The organism is Rhizobium terrae (genome assembly GCF_003425685.1).
GTDB lineage: Bacteria > Pseudomonadota > Alphaproteobacteria > Rhizobiales > Rhizobiaceae > Neorhizobium > Neorhizobium terrae.
Window position 1 is genome coordinate 73,223 of the sequence record NZ_QJKM01000014.1, and the last position, 18,194, is coordinate 91,416.

Here is an 18,194-nt window from a genome sequence, read left to right on the forward strand (position 1 = left end):
CCGGATCGCTTACTTCAGGCCGAGAAGCTTCTTGGCATTGCCTTCGTAGATCTTCTGGCGCGTCGCGTCGGAGATGTTCATGTTGTCGAGAACCTTGATGGTCTCACGGATGTACATCGGGCCGCCTTCCGGATCGAACGGCGCGTCGGATGCGAACAGAACACGGTCTTCGCCGAAGAATTCAATCGCATGCTCGATTGCCTTGGTCGAGCCGAAGCTCGCGGTATCGGCATAGAACTCCTTGAAATACTCGAGATGCGGACGCTCCAGCGCCTTCAGCACCGTGGAGAGATCCCGATCCGACGTGCGCTTGCCCATCTGATCCCAACCGGCGCCGACGCGGCCTTCGAAGAACGGCACCATGCCGCCGGCATGATGGGTGACGACCTTGAGGCCCTTGTACTTGTCGAAGATGCGCGAGAAGACGAGGCGGGCCATGGCGGCCGAGGTTTCATACGGCCAGCCGAAGGTCCAGAAAATTTCGTATTCCGAACGGTCTTCGGTGAGGTAGTCCGGGAAGTTCGCGCCGCGCGAGGGATGCAGGAAGACGGGCTTTCCGGACTTCGCCATATATTCGAAGAAGGGCTCGAACTGCGGCAGGTCAAGCGGCTTGCCGCTGTAATTGGTAAAGATCTGCACCGCGCAGGCGCCGAGATCCTCGACCACGCGCTTGGTTTCCGCCATCATCCATTCCTGGTTTTCCATCGGCACGGTGGCGATGAAGGCCGGGAAGCGTTCCGGATATTTGTCGCACAGTTCCTTCTGGGAATCGTTGCCGATCCGGCCGAGGTCATAGGCGCGCTCGGCGCCGGCGAGCTTTTCGAGCGGCGGCGAAGCCAGCGACAGGACCTGCTGGTAGTCCTCGCCGAACATGTCCATGACCTGAAAACGGCGGTCGAGATCCGTCATCATCGGCACCGCACCGGAGCGCATGGTGACGTCGGTCATCGTGCCGATATAGCCGATCAGCTTGTCGAAAAAGGGCTTCGGCCAGATGTGGTTGAAAGCGTCGATCTTCTTCATGGAATGCTCCTCCGGTCTTGTCTTGCCGGCATTGCGGACATGTTGCGATCCGGTTGCCGGGCTCCAAAAAACTTCATGCAAAAAGGCACGATACGCGCTCGGCGTCGTGCCGCACCATGCGAAGACCTATGGCGTAAGTCAACCCGTTTTCTTGCAATATGAGATTATTGACTTAAAACTTTATGTCTGTGGGAGGCAAGTGATGCGCTGATATCGGCCGCCGCCTGCCGCACGTCATCGCCGATCTTTTCGACGATCGGCCCGTCTGCCAGATCTTCGCCGATCGTCAGGGAGAAACTTGCGATCGGACTTTGTCCCGCGTCGAAAATCGGCGCTGCAAATCCTATGACCCCAGGGGTTACCTCACCATAGGCGACCGCATACCCCGTTTTCCGGACGGATTTCAGAACCTCCAGAACCTGCTCGACCGTGTGGCCGACACCTGCTGCCTGCCATTCACCCAAGGTCCGCTTGAGGAGCGGCAGCAGGTTGCGGCGCGGCAGGAAAGCGACGATCGAACGACCGATCGCCCCACGGCTGAGCGGCATCGGCCGTCCGCGCGGATAGCTGCTGATCGCTTCCCGGCTGGAGCTCAGGGATTCGACGCAGAGGATTTTTTCCCCGTACCAGCGAACCAGAAGCGCCGTGCATTCGTATTTTCCGGTGAGTTTCTGCAGGTAAGGGGCACCGGACAGAATCAGGTTGTCGGACTTCCGGAGCAGGTAATCCATCTCCACCACCCTCGGCCCCAGGGTGAAGCCGGTATTGGGCATTGAGGTGAGAAAACCACCCTCCTTGAGGATCTTGAGATAACGATAGAGCGTCGGGCGGCTGTAGCCCAGCTCCTCCATCAGCTCTTCGGGGGTCCATTCGAGGCGCTCTTCGGTAAAGACTTCGAGCACCGCCTGAAGGCGTTCGAGACTGTTGACTGCCTTTTTTCTCAAGATGCTTCCATGCTCCTTCACCGGCACGTGTCATCGGACGGCCGACTAGGCGGAATAACGATAAACGCGAAATGTGCAATGGCAAGTGGCGCCTACTCAGCCGCCTTCAGCGGCGGCAGACGGCCACCTTCGGCGGCGTTGGCTGCTTCCTCGCTCGTCACGACGCGCCGGACAGCGGCCAGATATTCGGCCTGAAGCGCGGTCGGCTGCCAATTGCGCCGGGTGGTGATACCGATCGAAAGCGGCTTTCCGGGTATCTCGTAGTTGAGCAGCGTCAGAAACCCCGCCTTCAGTTCGTGCCGGAGTTGATGTCTGGAAAGAAGTGCCAGTCGGTCGGATTGCATCAAAAGTCCGCGTAGGGTCGTCAGCGAACCCGTTTCCACCGTTCCCTGCTTGCGGTAACCTTCCGGGAATTTGGCTGCCAGGGCATCGAACGTGCTGCGGTTGGGCGTTCCCTTGCGAGCGACGATCCACGGATATGCGGCAAGATCGGCCGGCGACACGTTCGCTTTGCCGGAGAGGGGATGGCCGACGCCGGAAACCACCGCAAGCCTGAAATCGAAGAGCGGCTCCTGAACCAGCGTTGGAGAAATGCGGTTTCTCAGCGCACCGATCAGAAAATCGATATGCCCCATCTCCAGATCGCTCAACAACTGTTCATAGCTGCCTTCCAGAATCTCGAATCGGGCCAGGGGGTAGCTGGATGCAAGCCAGGCGATGGCATCCGGGACAACGGTGGTGCGTGCCATCGGCAACGCGCCGATCGACACGAGACCGTCGAACTTGCCGCGCAGTTCCTGCACTTCCTCCATGGCGTTGCCGAGTTCTTTCAGCGAAAGCCCGGCCCAGCGGGCCGCGGCGCGACCGGCGCCCGTCAGCCGCGTTGCCCGCCCGTCCGCCTCGAAAAGACTGGTGCCGAGGACCGCTTCGGCATTGCGCGCCGTACGCTGCACCGCGGCTCCGGATTGATCGAGGATGCGCGCCGCACCCGGAAAACCGCCGGCCTGCGCGAATGCCTGCAGGGCGCGAAGATGGGAAATAGTGAGCCTCGCTTCGGCACCCGAACCGCGTGCCGCCGGATTGGATTGGAGCCTCAGGCAACCGGTGCGGATAAGTTCGAGCGCGCGCAGCGACCGGGCCTGCACGACGCGGCCCGCGGCCGTCGCCATGGCGAGGCCCGGCCCGCGTTCGAGAAGGCGGGTGCCGAACAGATCCTCCAGGCGGGAGATCGCCTGTGATGCCGCAGGCTGGGTAACACCGACGATATCGGCAGCCTGCGTCAGCGAACCGGTGCGCAGGCAGGCGCAGAATAGACGAATATGACGCAGATTGGGGTATTCCACGTGTTTGTCCTCCCCTGCCTTGCTCCTCCCGGCAGCGGGGTGAAGCGGGAAAGTCAGTCACCCGCCCGCTTCAGGTTAAATCAAGGCGCGACGTTACGCTCGCCGGTCAGCTGTTCGTTCATCCATTCCGCACTGGCGCGAATGCCGCCGAGCGGGAAGACGTGGATCTGCTGGATCAGGCTTTCGGGATGGGCCGCTTTGTAATCGGCGATGTCGGTCAGCACTTCAGTCGGCTCGTAGGGAACGAGCAGCTTGCTAAGGTCCATGGCGCGCTTCTGCAGCACGCCGAGCGAGGGGCCGACGCCGCAGGCGATGGCAAACTTGATCAGCGTCTGCAGCTTGGTCGGGCCGGCGATGCCCAGATGGATCGGCAGCTTGACGCCGGCGGCAGCGATGCGTTCCGCCCAGGCGATGACAGGCTTGGCGTCGAAGGCGAACTGGGTCGCGATCGCCATCTCGGCATCGGTCCGTTCGGAATAGGCCTGCTTGAACTTCAGCGCCTCATCGACGATCCGGGAACTGCCATCCTTGTCGATGTCCTTGTTACCCTCCGGATGGCCCGCGACATGCAGCCGCTTGAAGCCATAGCGGTCGAACAGGCCGGTTTCGATCAGCTGAATGGAGCTGTCGAAATCGCCGGCCGGCGTCGATACGCCGCCGCCAAGCAGCAGCGCCTGGTCCACGCCCGCCTCGTTTCTGTAGCGCTTGATCCAGTCTTCGAGCGTCGCGAGGCTCGGAATGATGCGGGAGGGAAAATGCGGCATGACGGGGAAGCCGTCCTCATGCAGGCGCCTTGCGGTCTGCACCATGTCCTCGATCGGCGTGCCCTCGATATGGGCGATATAGACCCGCGTGCCCTTCGGCAGCAGTGTCTTGAAATCTTCGATCTTCGCCGCGGTGCGCGGCATGATTTCGATGGAGTAGCCGTCGATGAGATCCCTGAAGCTCACTGGCTCCACGGCCTTCTCTTCCTGCTTGCCCTTGAACAGATTCAAAAGTGCCATTGTTGATCCTCCCCCCGGTTGAGCCAATGAAAAACGTCCGGTCAGACGGACGGAGCGGCGTGCGAGAAACCCTTCTCGCACGCCGTGGCCATCAGAGGGCCTTCTTGGTGCGCCAGCTTTCGGCGTAATTTTCACGTGCTTCCTGTGCGTAAGGCACTGCAGCGACGCGAACGCGGATCTCAGCCTGGCCGTGGCCCTGCTCGACCGAGGTCTTGGAAGTACCGCCATCCGGCTCGCCCCAGACGAGCGTCAGGATGTCGTTTTCCTTGATGTCGGCATCGACGACGCCGAGCGACAGCATGGAACGCTCGTTGTAGCTATAGCCGTTGAACATCGACAGGCCGACGACCTTGCCATCCTTCAGGACCTTGTCGAAGCTCGACGAGGCGTAGTTGGAGAGCGGGAAATCGATCCACTTCTTGGCCTGCTCGCCCGGCTGGAAGGCCGAGGCGATGACCTTGACGACGTCGTCGGAGTTCCACTCGAAGGTAACCTTGCGGCGCTGCGGGGTTGCCTTCTGCTTTTCGACGGCGGCGCGGCCGACGAAATCGTGGTCGAACTTGACGTAGACGCCGTAACCGAGCTCGTAGGGGTTCAGGTAATAGTCTTCGATATTGTCGGAGACGAAGCTGCCGCCGATCGAACCGGAAGCTTCGTAGCTCTGGGCCGAAAGCCAGTCGCGATAACCCTGCAGTTCGTCGCCCGTGTAGATCGCCGGAAGCGGCGACGGGATCCAGCCGGACTCTAGCGTGTTGGTGGCGTAGGCGCGGCTGCCGACCGGACGCAGATCGACGCCGGCCTCTTCAGCTGCCTTCAGGATGGCGGCGCGGACTTCGTCCTTCTCCGCATACGGACCCCAGATTTCGAGACCCGGAGCGCCGGCCATGCCGTGGCGCAGAGCCTGAACCTTGCGGCCGCCGACATTGATCCAGTCGACATGGAAGAACTTGATCTCCGGGATCGGGCCGCCGTTCATCTTTTCGAAGACCTTCGGAGCGTCCGGGCCCTGAATCTGGAAACGGTAGTGGATACGGGTGACGAGCTTGCCATCCGGACGCGAAGGCGAACGCGGATCGTGGGTCAGCTTGACGTTATGCTTGCCGAGCGAGGCGTTGTAGAGCAGCCAGTTGGCGGTCGGGGCGCGGCCGACGAGAACGAACTTCTCTTCGGTTTCGCGGAAGATGATCATGTCGCCGATGACATGACCGGCCGGCGTTACCGGAACGTAATGCTTGGCGCGGTCGACGCCGAAATTGGCGAAGCTGTTGATCGACAGGCTTTCAAGGAACTTGGCAGAATCCGGACCTTCGACGACCAGCTCGTCCATGTGGTGAGACTGGTCGAACAGGACCGCGCCTTCACGCCATGCGGCCTGCTCGGAGCGCCAGTTGGAGAATTCCGGAGCGACGACGGGGTATACATAGATGCCGGTCTTGGAGTTGCGCAGATGCTCGACGGTATTGCCGGCATCCTTCAAAACTTGCGTGAGATTGGCCTGAGACACGGAATTCCTCCCTATGGTTTGAAATGTCGTGTATACATGACGGCATCGGCGGACAAATTCAAGGGGAAATATTCGGCAGGCTGACGATCGCCCCGAATGGTAAACCGGAGGCTTCCGACCGTTAACAGAATGCTCGTGGGGGCCTCTTCAGGAATTGAGGAGAACGAGGCCCGGAACTGTCAGCATCAGTTCGGGATCTTCGAATACGGCATATTCGAGGTTCTTGCGGGCGATGCGGGCGTGCTCGCGGGCGATGAACTCGGCTCTTGCGCCTTCGCGGCCGGCAATCGCCGTCACCAGGGTGCGATGCTGATCCTGGGCGATATGCAGCGACTGGCGGAAAGCCGCCACATGTGCACGGCCGGAAAGGAAGGCGGAAGGCGAAGCGAAGGGAAGGCGGGTCGCGCGCTCCACCTCACGCTGGATCACGGTACTGCCGGAAAGCTCTACCAGGACTGCATGGAATTTCGCGTTCGCTTCGGAATAAGCCTCCAGATCCACGTCATCCGCGGCCTCGCCGAAACAATCGTCCAGCCGGGCCTGGATTTCCCGAAGCTGATCCATCCCCGCCTGGGAGACACCGCGCTCCGCGGCGAGCCGGGCTGCGGTGCCTTCCAGCACACCGCGCAGCTCGATCGCATCGACCGCATCCGCATAGGTGAAGCTGCGGACGACGAAACCGCCATTAGCGAGCCGGTCGAGAAGTCCTTCCTCGGCAAGCCGCGACATCACCTCGCGCACCGGCGTGCGAGAGATCTGCAACGTCTCGGCGAGCGACACTTCGAAGAGCCGCGTGCCTCCGGGGTAATCACCGCTGAGGATCTTCTTGCGCAGCTCCATCAGCGCGCGCATCGTATGAGTGGTTCTCGAAGTCTCTTCCAATTCAGCACCTTTGCCTGACACGAGGTCGGCGCAACCTCCGCCTGTCGATGGCACAAATCTTAGCCACATCTGATGGATTGGCCAAGTCCCGTGTATACAGGCATCCGATGCCGCAAATGACGGGCGGGTCTGGGGCTGGAAGACCGGCAGGTATACAAGAAAGCGCCGGGGATTTGGCCTTATTTGTCCCTGCGTCGGGCCGCCAGAACACGAGCGACGGCTTCCTTCAAATCGCCGGCCGGCTTGACGCCGCTTGCCGCCATCGCATCCTGGATTGCAGCGATTTCCCGGGCGATGCCGCCGTTGAGGCCGAGTGCATCGAGCGTCTCCCCGCTTTCCCGCATCTCGGCAGCGCGCCGGCGGCCATGGCGGGTGGTGCGCTCGAACTGGTAATCCGGGAATTTCGACCAGTCGAGGCCCGGAAAGCTGCCGGAAAGCGAAGCAAGGATTTCCTCGAAGCAGCCGGAGGCTTCTGCCGCCAGCAACGCCTCGACGGTGATCGCCTCGAGACCCTTGACGAAGACGGAACGAACCATTTTGATGGCCGTCGCCGAACCCACGGCTTCACCGGCCAGATCCACGTTGAACCCGAGCTTCCGGAACCGATCGAGAAGTTCACCCGCCGTCTTCCCGGCGATCAAAACCGGCGTCGCATGCCCCTTCGGATGGACCGGCGCCATCACCGCCATGTCGAGATAATCGGCACCCGTCTGATTGACCAGGGCGGCGGTCTCGCGCTTGCGGCCCGGAGAAACGGAATTGATATCGATCAGCAACGCGCCCTGGCCTAGATGCGGCGCGATGGATTGCGCTGCATTGAGGCTCTGATCCGCTGTCACCGCGCTGAAGATCCATTCGGCGTCGGCAAGGCCAGCAGATGAATCCGCTGGCTGCACGCCGCGGCTCACCATCGCATCCCGCATTTCAACAGCACTTTGCGCATTGTCGAGCAGCACGTCATAGGCGCGGAATTCCCCGCCATCCAGCTTCGGCGCCAGGCTGTCGTGGAAGGCGCGTGCCGCTTCGCCAAAGCCCAGGAATGCGATTCTCATCCGCCTCTCCCAACTCAATCGTCGAAGACCACGCCGTCGAACAACTTTCGCGCCGTGCGCAGCACCGCCGCGCGATAGACCTCGCCGTTTTTCATCGTGGCGATCACGCTCATCTCGCCGGTCGGATGCTCGATCGACAGGAGCTTTTCATCGCCCTCCGGAATAATCGCCAGTTCCGAGGCGGGACCTTTCGGCAACAGGCAGGCCGTCGCGACGCTGACGGCTCCGAGAACGCCGATCGCATCGTGGCAGGTATGCGGGATGAATGTGCGCGTCGAGATTGCTCCTCCCGCCATCGGTGCCGACACCATTGTCATTTTCGGCACGGATTTCTTGGCGACGTCGCCGAGATTCATCATCGGTCCGGCCTTCAGCCGGATCGCCTCCAGCCTGGCGCGAAGCTCCTGGTTCGCCTCAAGCTCCTTGGGGCCTTCCGTGCCGGTAATGCCAAACACATCGGCGCGCATGACGACACAGGGCATGCCGTTGTCGATCAGTGTGCAGGCAACGCCTTCGATCTCGTCCACGGCATTGCCTGTCGGCAGCAGCGCGCCGCAGGAGGAGCCGGCCGTATCGGCGAATACGATCGGCACCGGCGCGGACGTGCCCGGCACGCCGTCGATCCGGGCATCGCCCTTGTAGGTCACCTGCCCGCCGGGCGTCTCGACCGTCGCGATGGCGATCTGTCCGGTATTCTCCATGAAGATCGAGACTTCGGTCTTCTCGCCCTTGACGGGCACCAGCCCGCGCTCGATCGCGAAAGGCCCTACGCCGGCCAGGATGTTACCGCAGTTCTGCGCGTCCGTAACGACCGGCTGGTCGACGAAGACCTGCAGGAAAAGATAGTCGACATCGACTCCTTCCCGCTCGGACTTCTTCACCACGGCAACCTTGGAGGTCAGCGGATGGGCGCCACCCATGCCGTCGATCTGGCGCGGATCGGGTGAACCCATGACCCTCAGCAGAAAATTGTCGCGGTCGGCCGGGAGGTCCTCGACGAGGAAATAGCCGCCCTTCGAGGTGCCGCCGCGCATCCACATGCAGCGGATGCCGGTTTCGGTGTCAGTCATTCTCCAACCTCCCTCTTCTCCCCTGTCGGAAAAGGAGAAGCAACTTTCGCTGCTACATGGTGGAAAGGCTTAAACCTTCTCCGCCGTCATCCTCGTCCTCGGGTTTAACCCGAAGATGTCCCGAGGATCTGCAACGGTCGACGTGGATGGATCCTCGGGACAAGCCCGAGGATGACGGCCAAACGCACCGCTCAGATATATTTCAAACCCTTTTCAGCCAGCCGGCCGCGCATGCCGTAGATGTCGAGGCCGAGTTCGCCGGCGGCGAGCCGCTTGCGCTTGTCGTCCTCGGCAGCCACACGCGCTTCCGCCTTCCTGGCGACGGCTTCCGCTTCTTCGCGGACAACGACGCAGACGCCGTCGTCGTCGGCGACGATCACATCACCGGGCCGCACATAAGCTCCCGCGCAGACGACCGGTACGTTGACCGAGCCAAGCGTCTCCTTGACCGTACCCTGCGCGAAGACCGCCTTGGACCAGACCGGGAATTTCATCTCGGTGAGATCCGCCACATCACGCACGCCCGCATCGATGATCAGGCCCTTGCAGCCGCGCGCCAGCGCGGATGTGGCGAGCAGGTCACCGAAATAACCGTCCTCGCAGGGGCTGGTCGGCGCAAGCAGCAGGATATCGCCCGGCTTGATCTGCTCGATCGCCACATGCAGCATCCAGTTGTCGCCCGGAGGCGCGGAGATGGTCACCGCGCTTGCTGCAAGCCGCGCACCGCGATAGATCGGCCGCATGTAGCTCGCAAGCAGGCCCTTGCGGCCCTGCGCCTCGTGAACGGTCGCGACACCGCAGGCAGCCAGCCGGTCAACGACCGACTGATCCGCACGCTCGATATTCTGGACTACGACACCCATTGGATTTCCTCAGAGTTCGTCGACGGTGCGCGGAAAGACCGACTGGAAGCCTTCCGCGTGGGTCGACTTGCGCCCGCCGGACTGCCCGCCCGAATTGCGCATGAAGTGGTTGCCGCGGTTTTCGGCGACGTTCTTGTAGAAGTCCCAGAGGTGCTCCTGGCCTTCCATGCACTGGATGGCGGCCCACTTCTTTTCCCAGACGGGCGAGATGTCGAGGAAGACGTCCGGCTTCCATTCCATCTGTTCGGTCTGGTGCGGCTCGAAAAGATAGAGCTGCGGCGCGCCGAGCACCTTTTCGCCCGGATTGTGACCCCAGGCCTGGGCGATCATGCGGGCATCGAGCGCGACCTGCGTGGCATACATGTGGTCGGTATTGTAGGGATCCCACTTGGAATGGGACAGCATGAATTCCGGCTGCACCTTGCGGATCACGTCGACCAGCTTGAACTTCGCCTCCTGGTCGACGATGAGCGGGTAATCGCCGAGGTCGAAGAACTGGATGTCGGTGACGTCGAGCGCCTTGGCCGCCGCTTCCGCTTCCTTGCGGCGGGAGGCCTTGACCTTTTCCAGCGTCATGCCCGGGTTCTTCCAGAGCTTGGCACTTTCGCCGCGCTCGCCATAGGACAGGCAGACGACAGTGACTTCGTAACCCTTTTCCTCATGCAAGGCGATCGCGCCGCCGCAGCGCCAAACGAAATCCGCCGAGTGAGCGCTGATGACCAATGCTGTCTTTGCCATTGTATGCCTCTTGATTTCTTACTTGTGCGCAACCGGCGGCGTGCCGTGCGTATGGAAGGTTTCGATCGTCTTCATGCCCCAGGCCTGGCCCTTCTTGCGGTCGGTTTCGGTCCAGACAACCGGCTTCCAGTCGGGACGAAGGATCAGGCGGGCGCCGGCATTGGCAAGCTCCACGCGGTTGCCGGCGGGCTCCCAGACATAAAGGAAGAACGTGCCCTGGATCGCATGCTTGTGTGGACCGGATTCGATATGGACGCCGTTTTCCAGGAAGATGTCGGCGGCGCGGAGAATATCCTCACGCTGGTCGCAGGCATAGGTGACGTGGTGGAAACGGCCGTGCGAACCGGTATGGTCCTCGGAGCAGGCGAGGTCGTAGGTCTTGTTGTTGATGGTGAACCAGCAGCCGCCGAGCCGGCCATTGTCAAGCTGGATCATCTCCGTCACACGGCTGCCGAGCGCTACCGTCATGAACTCGCGGATTTGGCTGACATCGGCGGCAAGCAGGTTGACGTGGTCTAGGCGCCGCGGGCAGGCGCCGCGGCCGTGATACCGCTGGGCGATGTTCTTCAGCGCCGGCTTTTCTTCCGGCGGCGCGACATATTCCCTGGTATCCCAGTAGAGTTCGAAAAGATGGCCGTCGGGGCTCCTGAACTGGTAGGCACGGCCGTGGCCCAGATCGCCATCGGTCCAGCCCGCGCCCCAGCCCCGCTCTTCGATGACCTTGACACGACGTTCCAGCGCTTCGGCGGAAGACGTGCGATACGCGACGTGGCCGATACCTGTCGTGTGATGCCTGGTGAGCTTCAGCGTATGGAATTCATAGTCGTCATAGGCGCGCAGATAGACGCTGTCGCCGTCGCGGCCGCTCTCGGTCAGCCCATAGACGCGGGTGAAGAAATCAAGCGTCTCCTCGAAACGGTCGGAATAGAGCTCCACATGGCCCAGATGGGCGACATCATAACAGGGTTCGGTCATCGGCTTTTCTCAGGATCCACTTGCAACGCCGGCGGAAGGGCGCAATCTCCTCCAGATCGGATCCGCGTTCTCCACCCGAAACGCGGCCGGGCGCCGGGCGCCGCAGCTGGAACGAAGACATAGAAGCAGATCCGCAGCCTGACGAATAGGTTCTGCTGCGGGGGCATAAGTTTTGGTTGAAACGGAAAAGGCAAGCCGATGCGGCGATGCCGGGATATCATTGTCCCGACGTGGCGCGGCGGGAAAGCCGCCGCGCCACAGGAGAAAAATCAGCCGCCGATATAGGGCAGGACTTCGTGAGCACCGCGCCAGATCATTTCGAGCGCGACATAGAGGATGACGGCGAGACCGACATAAGCGATCCAGCGATGCTTGTTGAGCAGGCGGGCGATGAAGCTCGCGGCGACACCCATCAGCGCGATCGACAATACGAGGCCGAAAATCAGCACCTCGGGATGTTCGTGCGCGGCACCGGCAACGGCCAGAACGTTGTCGAGCGACATGGAAACATCGGCAATGACGATCTGCCAGGCCGCCTGTGCGAAGGTCTTGCGCGGCGCTCCGCCGGCAATCGTGCCGTCGGCATTGATATCTTCGTTCTCAAGCGCCTCCGTGGCTTCCTCCTCGTGATGATGAGGAGTGCGCAGTTCGCGCCACATCTTCCAGCAGACCCACAGAAGCAGGATACCACCGGCCAGCAGCAGGCCGACGATCTGCAGAAGCTGCGTCGTGCCAAGCGCGAAGCCGATACGCAGAACGGTCGCGGCCACAATACCGACCAGAATGGCTTTGGAGCGTTGCGCTTTCGGCAGGCCGGCAGCGGCAAGACCGATGACGATCGCATTGTCGCCGGCCAGGACGAGGTCGATCATGATAACCTGCGCGAGGGCTGACAGCGCCTCCGCGGTAAAGAATTCCATCATTTGGCACCCAATCTCGATAAGGCGGGGATGCCGTGTGCGTGGACCGTGACGAACTTGAGACCCTACGACCGGCGTTCAGCATGTCGTAGGTCACCGCCGTTTTCGTCACGTGATTTCCACGAACACCAGGCACCCAAGTTGGACAAAATCCAGTCCGACATCACAGCTCACGGATGAACTGCCAGAGGGGCCCGGTCCTGGTGCCGCAGATTTAACGGCATGACTGCAGAAACTCAAGTGGCAGTCCGTGAAACATTGAACGTATTGCCGCAATTTTACACCGGATCGTTGACGATCTCTTGCCGGAGGAAAACGGCGGCCGGGCGCCGGCCGCCGCCCGAAATCAGGAAATGGTGGGATCAAGCCTGTCGCGCAACCAGTCGCCGACGATCGAGATCGACAGCGTCGTCAGCATGATGACGAAGGACGGCGCGAGCATGATCCAGGGGGCGCGTGTGAGATATTCGCGACCGTAACCCACCATGTTGCCGAGACTGGTCATCGGCGGCTGCACGCCGAGACCGAGGAACGAAAGACTCGATTCCATCAGGATGATTTCCGGGAACGTGAGCGTCATGGAGACGATCAGCGTCGAGGCGATGTTCGGCAGGATGTGCTTGAGGTAGACGCGGGAGGGCTTTGCGCCGAGCTGGGTGACCGCCGAGGCATAACCCTGGCCGCTTGCGGCGATCGCGAGACCGCGGGCGATACGGGCGTAGCGTTCCCAGCCGTAGAAGCCCATCAGGCAGATCAGCAGGGTCAGCGACGAGCCGAAGAAGGCAAGCACCGCGAGCGACATGATGAGAAACGGCATGGCCGCCTGAAAATCCGCGAGCATGAGCACGAGCTGCTCGACGAGGCCGCGGAAATAAGCCGCCAGGAAGCCGAGCGCGGTGCCGATGAAGGCGGAAATCAGCGTCGCCCCGAACGCGATCAGCAGCGAGATGCGGATCGATTCGATGAGGCGGGACATCACGTCGCGGCCGAGTTCGTCGGTCCCGAGAAGGTGTGCAGGGTTGCCGGGCAGCGAGAGGCGGTTGCGCAGGTCCATCGCGGTAATCGCATAAGGACGGATCCAGTCGGCACCGAATGCGATGACGACCATGGCGACAATCCAGGCGATACCGATCACGACGAAGATCGGAAACCGGCGCTTCCTCTTCATTTTATGGGTGGTACCGATGGCCGGCGCGGTTTGAGCAATGTTTGCCATGTCTGCTTCCTCAGTGCCGGGCCTGGTTGTTGCGCAGGCGCGGGTCGAGATAACCATAGAGAATGTCGACCACGAAATTCGAAATGACCATGGTCGCCGCCACCATCAGCAGGATGCATTGCACCACGGCCAGATCGCGGTTGGCGACCGAGACCACCAGAAGACGGCCGATGCCCGGCCACGAGAACAGCGATTCGACCACCACGGCGCCGGCGATCAGCGTGCCGACCATGAAGCCGGTGATCGTCACGATCGGGATCGCCGCATTGGGGAAGGCGTGCTCCCAGATCACCCGGCGCCAGGGCAGACCCTTGGCACTCGCGGTGCGCATATACGGCTGGCCGAGGATTTCGATCATCGCGCTGCGGGAGAAGCGGGCGAGAATGCCGGCGCCGCCGATGCTCATCGTCGCGATCGGCAGGATCGCATGCATCCAGGTATCCTGGCCGCCGGACGGCAGCACTCCCCAGGTGACGGAAAACACGAGCACGAGGATGAGGCCGAACACGAAGCTCGGCATGGTGAAACCGACCACGGCGCCCGCCATGACACCACGATCAGCAGCGCTGTCGCGATGCAACGCAGCGTAGACGCCGGCCGGAATGCCAATCGCCAGCTTGAGGATCAGGGCCGGGACGGTCAGTTGCAGGGTCGCCGGAATGCGGTCCAGAACCAGCGAGATCGCTGATTGGCCGTCGCGCATGGAAATGCCGAGGTCGCCGCCCATGATCGCAGTGAAGTAGCTCAGATACTGGATCCAGATCGGCTGATCGAGCCCCCAGGCCTTGCGGAATGCGACGATCGCTTCCGGCGGCGCTTCCGGTCCCATGATGATCAGTGCCGGATCGCCGGACATGCGCAGCACGACGAAGGCGAAAGTGACGACGAGAACGATCGTCATGAAGGCGCGAAAGGCGCGGATGAGGAAGAAGCGCAACATGGATCAGGTCTCCGTCGAAGCCGCCGGCACGAGGTGGCAGGCCGCCTTGCGTCCGGCCTCCACGGTCACGAAGGCCGGCACCTCTGCCTTGCAACGCTCGGTCGCCATCGAACAGCGAGGATGAAAGGCGCATCCGGAGGGTCGTGCAGCGGGGTTCGGCGGCTCGCCCTGCAGGATGATGCGGTCCTTGAGCGCGGTTCCCGGCACCGGCACGCTGGAAACCAGAGCGCGAGTGTAAGGATGCAGCGGCCGCCGGAATATGTCCGCCGACGGCGCCTCCTCGACGATCCGGCCGAGATACATGACGGCCACCCGGTCCGAGATGTTGCGGACGACCTTCAGGTCGTGGCTGATGAAAGCCATGGCGATGCCCCGCGCTTCTTGCAGGTCGCGCAACAGGTTGATCACCTGCGCCTGGATCGACACGTCGAGCGCCGAAACCGGCTCGTCGCAGACGAGCAGATCCGGATTCGTGGCGATCGCCCGGGCAATGACGACGCGCTGACGCTGGCCGCCGGAAAGCTCATGCGGATAACGGCCGGCCTGATCGCGGCGAAGGCCGACGGCGGTCAGCAGCGTCTCGACGCGGTCCTGCCGCTCCTTCTCCGTGCCGACGGCATGGATGTCGAGCGGCTCGCTCACCTGCGTGCCGATCGGCACGCGACGGTCAAGCGCCGCCAGCGGATCCTGGAAGACGAGCTGCATGCGGGAGCGCAGGTCCCGCCAGGCATTGGTCTTGATCGCCGGCATCGGTTTGCCGTCGAACTTCACTTCACCCTCGGTCGGGGCTTCGAGGCCGAGCAGCAGCCGGCCGGTCGTCGACTTGCCGGATCCGGATTCGCCGACGATGCCGAGCGTCGTGGACGGCGCGACCGACAGCGTCACGCCGTCCACGGCACGCACATGCGTCGCCGTGCCGAAGAGGCCCTTGCGGGAAACATAGGTTTTGACGAGGCCGGCCGCCTCGATGAGATTTGCGGCGGTCATGCGAATTCCACCTTCTGCTTCGTCGTGCCGGAGGCGGTCGCGGAGCGCATCTCGTCCAGCGCATTGAAACAGGCAGTCGCCCGCCCTTCCGTTCCGGAAAGTGCCGGAACCTGATTGTGGCAAACATCGGTCGCATACCCGCAGCGCGGCGCGAACGCACAGCCCGCCGGCATGCGCCCCGCCTGCGGCACGGTGCCGGGAATGGGGATCGACCGCTCCCGGCCGGCATCAAGCCGCGGAATCGCATCGAAAAGGCCGCGCGTATAGGGATGCCGCGGTGCACGGAACAGCATCTCGGTGGAACATTGCTCGACGATGCGCCCCGCATACATGACGCAGACGCGCTCGCAGATCTGGCTGACGGCGCCGAGATCGTGGCTGATGAAGACGATCGCCATGCCGGTTTCCTGACGCAGCGAGATCAGGAGGTCGAGGATCTGCGCTTGGATCGTGGCGTCGAGCGCCGTGGTCGGTTCGTCGGCGACGAGCAGGTCCGGCTTGCCGGCGAGCGCCATGGCGATCATCAGGCGCTGGTTCTGGCCGCCTGAGAACTCATGCGGATAATTGTCGAAACGGCGGGCGGCACCTGGAATGCCGACGAGATCCATCAGCCGTATGGCTTCGGCCCGTGCAGCGGCACCGGCAAGGCCCTGATGCAGTTCGACGGCTTCAGCAATCTGCCTGCCGGCGCGCAGCACGGGATTGAGCGAGCTGGACGGGTCTTGGAAGATCATCGCAATGCGTCCGCCTCGGACCTGTTCCAGTTTCTCACGCGGCGCACCGACGAGTTCCTCCTCGCCGAGCCGGACGGAACCGGATACAGCCGCCTTGCCCGGCAGAAGGCCGAGCGCCGCAAGCCATGTCACGGACTTGCCGCAACCCGATTCGCCGACAAGGCCGACAGCTTCGCCCTTTTCAATCTTCAGGTTGATTCCGTGAAGAACCGGAACGCCGCTGAAGGCGACCCCGAGATTGGAGATTTCGACCAACGGCATGAACCGTCTCCTTTTCTGGGTACCGACTGGTGGCACCGGGAAACAAGAAACGGGCCGGAGGTCGCCCTCCGGCCCGCAGAAGGCGGAGCCTAGCTCCAGTTGCCGGCCCGGAAGTCCATGGCGAAGGACGGCGCGGCCTTCCACTTGATCTTCTTCGACTTGGCGGTGAACACGGCATTCTGGTGCAGGACCGTGTAGGCCGGATCGTCGCGCTCGCAGATCTGCAGCATGCGGGCGAAGGCTTCGCGGCGCTTCGCACGGTCGGTGCTGGTTTCCATGAAGTTGGAAAGGGTGTTCATCTCCTGGTTCGTCCACTCGCCGACCTGCTGCTGCTGCCCGTTCGGGCCGTGCTGGGCGACGATCGAGGCGACCGGATCCGGGAAGCTTGCAGAGTTCGACCAATCGCGAACGGCGCGGGTCGGTGTCTTTTCGAGGATCTGCTGCCAGTTTTCCTTCATTTCGATCTGGACGTTCAGGCCGACCTGAGCCCACATCTCGACCAGAACCTGCGCCGTGGCGGTCTGGTTGGTGTAGTAGTTGTTGAGCAGGCGATATGGGATCGGATCACCCTTGTAGCCCGCCTGCTTCAGGAGATCGCGGGCGAGCTGCGGGTTGAATTCCGGAACCTTCCAGTCCTTGATCAGCATGTCGGCGTAGAAATCCCACTGCAGGCCTGCCGGGACCTTGGTGCGGCCGGCCCAGAGCGAATCGACGATCGCCTGGCGGTCGATGGCGTGGGTGAAGGCGCGACGAATGAGCGGATTGCCGAGCTGTGCATGGGTCTTGTCGAACACGGTCAGGCGATGGTTGGTGATCGTGCCGCCGAGAACTTCGTAACCGGCGTTCTTTTCGATGCCGGCGATCTGATCCGGCGGGATGTCGCTGGCGAGGTCGTACTGGCCGGAAAGCAGTCCGTTGATGCGGGAGGCGACTTCCGGAACTTCGACGAAGCGGATCTGCTTCAGCGCCGGGCGGCCGCCCCAGTAGTCGTCGTGGGATTCGTAGATCAGGTAGGTGTCCGGCTTGAACTCGGCGACCTTGTAGGGGCCGGTCGTGACAGGCTTGCGGGCCCAGTCGAGATAGCTCTTGGCTTCATCCCATGACCGGCGGCTGGCGATCGAGCTGACACTAACCGACAGACGGCCTTCCATGGTGACGTCGGGCGTGCCGTTGACGAAACGGACGGTGTACTTGTCGATGATCTCGACGCCGAGCAGAGCCGGCCAGATGCGGCGGGCAACGGCCGGGATTTCGACCGGGAGTTCCTTGTTCTCGCGGCCGAGCGGGTTCTTCTCGGTGATGAAGATGGTCTTGCCGGTGGCCGGCTGAGTGTTGCCGAACATGCGCTCCTTGCCGAAGGAGAAGGCGACGTCTTCGGCCGTCAGTTCGTCACCGTTGTGGAACTTGACGCCCTGACGGAGCTTCAGCTCGACGGTCTTTTCGTCGATGCGTTTCCATTCGGTGGCGAGACCGGGGGTTGCCGTCAGGTCCGTCAGCCAATTCGTGCCGATCAGGGCTTCCCAGAGCGACGAGCTGAAGATGCGGCTGCCGACGTTCGACTGTTCGCGGAGCGGGTCGAGCGTGTTGGAGTTGGAAATCTTCTGGACGGCGATGGTGATCGACGGACGCTGATCGGCCTGGGCGATCGAGAAGCGCGGCAGGATCAGCGAGCCGGCAGCGGCGCCGGCGAGGCCGAGCGTGCTGCGACGGGTGAAGTTGACCATGGATATCTCCTTGA

At 62.4% G+C, this 18,194-nt stretch carries 17 protein-coding genes; all 17 read right to left on the minus strand.

Annotated elements, in window-relative coordinates; all coding sequences use genetic code 11:
- Nucleotides 1-9: 9 nt before the first annotated feature.
- The gene (locus tag DMO26_RS24150; protein ID WP_117194726.1) at nucleotides 10-1,023 is read right to left on the minus strand and encodes an amidohydrolase family protein; all 1,014 of its coding nucleotides are present in this window, start codon (nucleotides 1,021-1,023) and stop codon (nucleotides 10-12) included.
- A 164-nt stretch (nucleotides 1,024-1,187) separates the two neighbouring features.
- Nucleotides 1,188-1,967 carry an IclR family transcriptional regulator gene (locus DMO26_RS24155; protein WP_117194834.1) on the minus strand — a complete coding sequence of 260 codons (780 nt, stop codon included), beginning with the start codon at nucleotides 1,965-1,967 and terminating at the stop codon, nucleotides 1,188-1,190.
- Nucleotides 1,968-2,059: 92 nt separating this feature from the next.
- On the minus strand, nucleotides 2,060-3,310 hold the full coding sequence (locus DMO26_RS24160; RefSeq protein WP_117194727.1) for a LysR substrate-binding domain-containing protein: 1,251 nt from the start codon (nucleotides 3,308-3,310) through the stop codon (nucleotides 2,060-2,062).
- An 80-nt stretch (nucleotides 3,311-3,390) separates the two neighbouring features.
- Complete coding sequence (locus tag DMO26_RS24165; RefSeq protein ID WP_117194728.1) at nucleotides 3,391-4,314, minus strand: methylenetetrahydrofolate reductase; 924 nt, start codon at nucleotides 4,312-4,314, stop codon at nucleotides 3,391-3,393.
- Between the two features lie 91 nt (nucleotides 4,315-4,405).
- Nucleotides 4,406-5,818, minus strand: a complete 1,413-nt coding sequence (gene ligM, locus DMO26_RS24170) for a vanillate/3-O-methylgallate O-demethylase (protein WP_117194729.1) — start codon at nucleotides 5,816-5,818, stop codon at nucleotides 4,406-4,408.
- A gap of 147 nt (nucleotides 5,819-5,965) precedes the next feature.
- Nucleotides 5,966-6,700: a GntR family transcriptional regulator gene (locus DMO26_RS24175; RefSeq protein ID WP_404947081.1), complete on the minus strand. Its 735-nt coding sequence runs from the start codon at nucleotides 6,698-6,700 to the stop codon at nucleotides 5,966-5,968.
- A gap of 179 nt (nucleotides 6,701-6,879) precedes the next feature.
- The gene (locus tag DMO26_RS24180) at nucleotides 6,880-7,752 is read right to left on the minus strand and encodes an NAD(P)-dependent oxidoreductase (protein WP_117194731.1); all 873 of its coding nucleotides are present in this window, start codon (nucleotides 7,750-7,752) and stop codon (nucleotides 6,880-6,882) included.
- Nucleotides 7,753-7,766: 14 nt separating this feature from the next.
- The gene (locus tag DMO26_RS24185) at nucleotides 7,767-8,822 is read right to left on the minus strand and encodes a 4-oxalomesaconate tautomerase (RefSeq protein ID WP_117194732.1); all 1,056 of its coding nucleotides are present in this window, start codon (nucleotides 8,820-8,822) and stop codon (nucleotides 7,767-7,769) included.
- Between the two features lie 191 nt (nucleotides 8,823-9,013).
- Nucleotides 9,014-9,685 carry a 4-carboxy-4-hydroxy-2-oxoadipate aldolase/oxaloacetate decarboxylase gene (gene ligK, locus DMO26_RS24190; RefSeq protein WP_117194733.1) on the minus strand — a complete coding sequence of 224 codons (672 nt, stop codon included), beginning with the start codon at nucleotides 9,683-9,685 and terminating at the stop codon, nucleotides 9,014-9,016.
- Between the two features lie 9 nt (nucleotides 9,686-9,694).
- Nucleotides 9,695-10,423 carry a PIG-L deacetylase family protein gene (locus DMO26_RS24195; RefSeq protein ID WP_117194734.1) on the minus strand — a complete coding sequence of 243 codons (729 nt, stop codon included), beginning with the start codon at nucleotides 10,421-10,423 and terminating at the stop codon, nucleotides 9,695-9,697.
- Nucleotides 10,424-10,441: 18 nt separating this feature from the next.
- Entirely contained in the window at nucleotides 10,442-11,398 is a 957-nt protein-coding gene (locus DMO26_RS24200; RefSeq protein WP_117194735.1) for a VOC family protein, read from the minus strand.
- A gap of 269 nt (nucleotides 11,399-11,667) precedes the next feature.
- Nucleotides 11,668-12,321 carry a TerC family protein gene (locus DMO26_RS24205; RefSeq protein WP_117194736.1) on the minus strand — a complete coding sequence of 218 codons (654 nt, stop codon included), beginning with the start codon at nucleotides 12,319-12,321 and terminating at the stop codon, nucleotides 11,668-11,670.
- Nucleotides 12,322-12,664: 343 nt separating this feature from the next.
- Nucleotides 12,665-13,486 (minus strand): ABC transporter permease, encoded by an 822-nt coding sequence (locus tag DMO26_RS24210; RefSeq protein ID WP_226951414.1) that lies wholly within the window; start codon nucleotides 13,484-13,486, stop codon nucleotides 12,665-12,667.
- A 58-nt stretch (nucleotides 13,487-13,544) separates the two neighbouring features.
- A complete protein-coding gene (locus DMO26_RS24215) occupies nucleotides 13,545-14,474 on the minus strand; it encodes an ABC transporter permease (RefSeq protein WP_117194738.1) in 930 nt (309 codons plus the stop codon).
- A 3-nt stretch (nucleotides 14,475-14,477) separates the two neighbouring features.
- Entirely contained in the window at nucleotides 14,478-15,461 is a 984-nt protein-coding gene (locus tag DMO26_RS24220) for an ABC transporter ATP-binding protein (protein ID WP_117194739.1), read from the minus strand.
- Entirely contained in the window at nucleotides 15,458-16,456 is a 999-nt protein-coding gene (locus tag DMO26_RS24225) for an ABC transporter ATP-binding protein (RefSeq protein ID WP_117194740.1), read from the minus strand. Before DMO26_RS24225 ends, DMO26_RS24220 begins: the two co-directional genes overlap by 4 nt.
- Before the next feature lie 89 nt (nucleotides 16,457-16,545).
- Nucleotides 16,546-18,180, minus strand: a complete 1,635-nt coding sequence (locus DMO26_RS24230; RefSeq protein ID WP_117194741.1) for an ABC transporter substrate-binding protein — start codon at nucleotides 18,178-18,180, stop codon at nucleotides 16,546-16,548.
- Nucleotides 18,181-18,194: the final 14 nt, after the last annotated feature.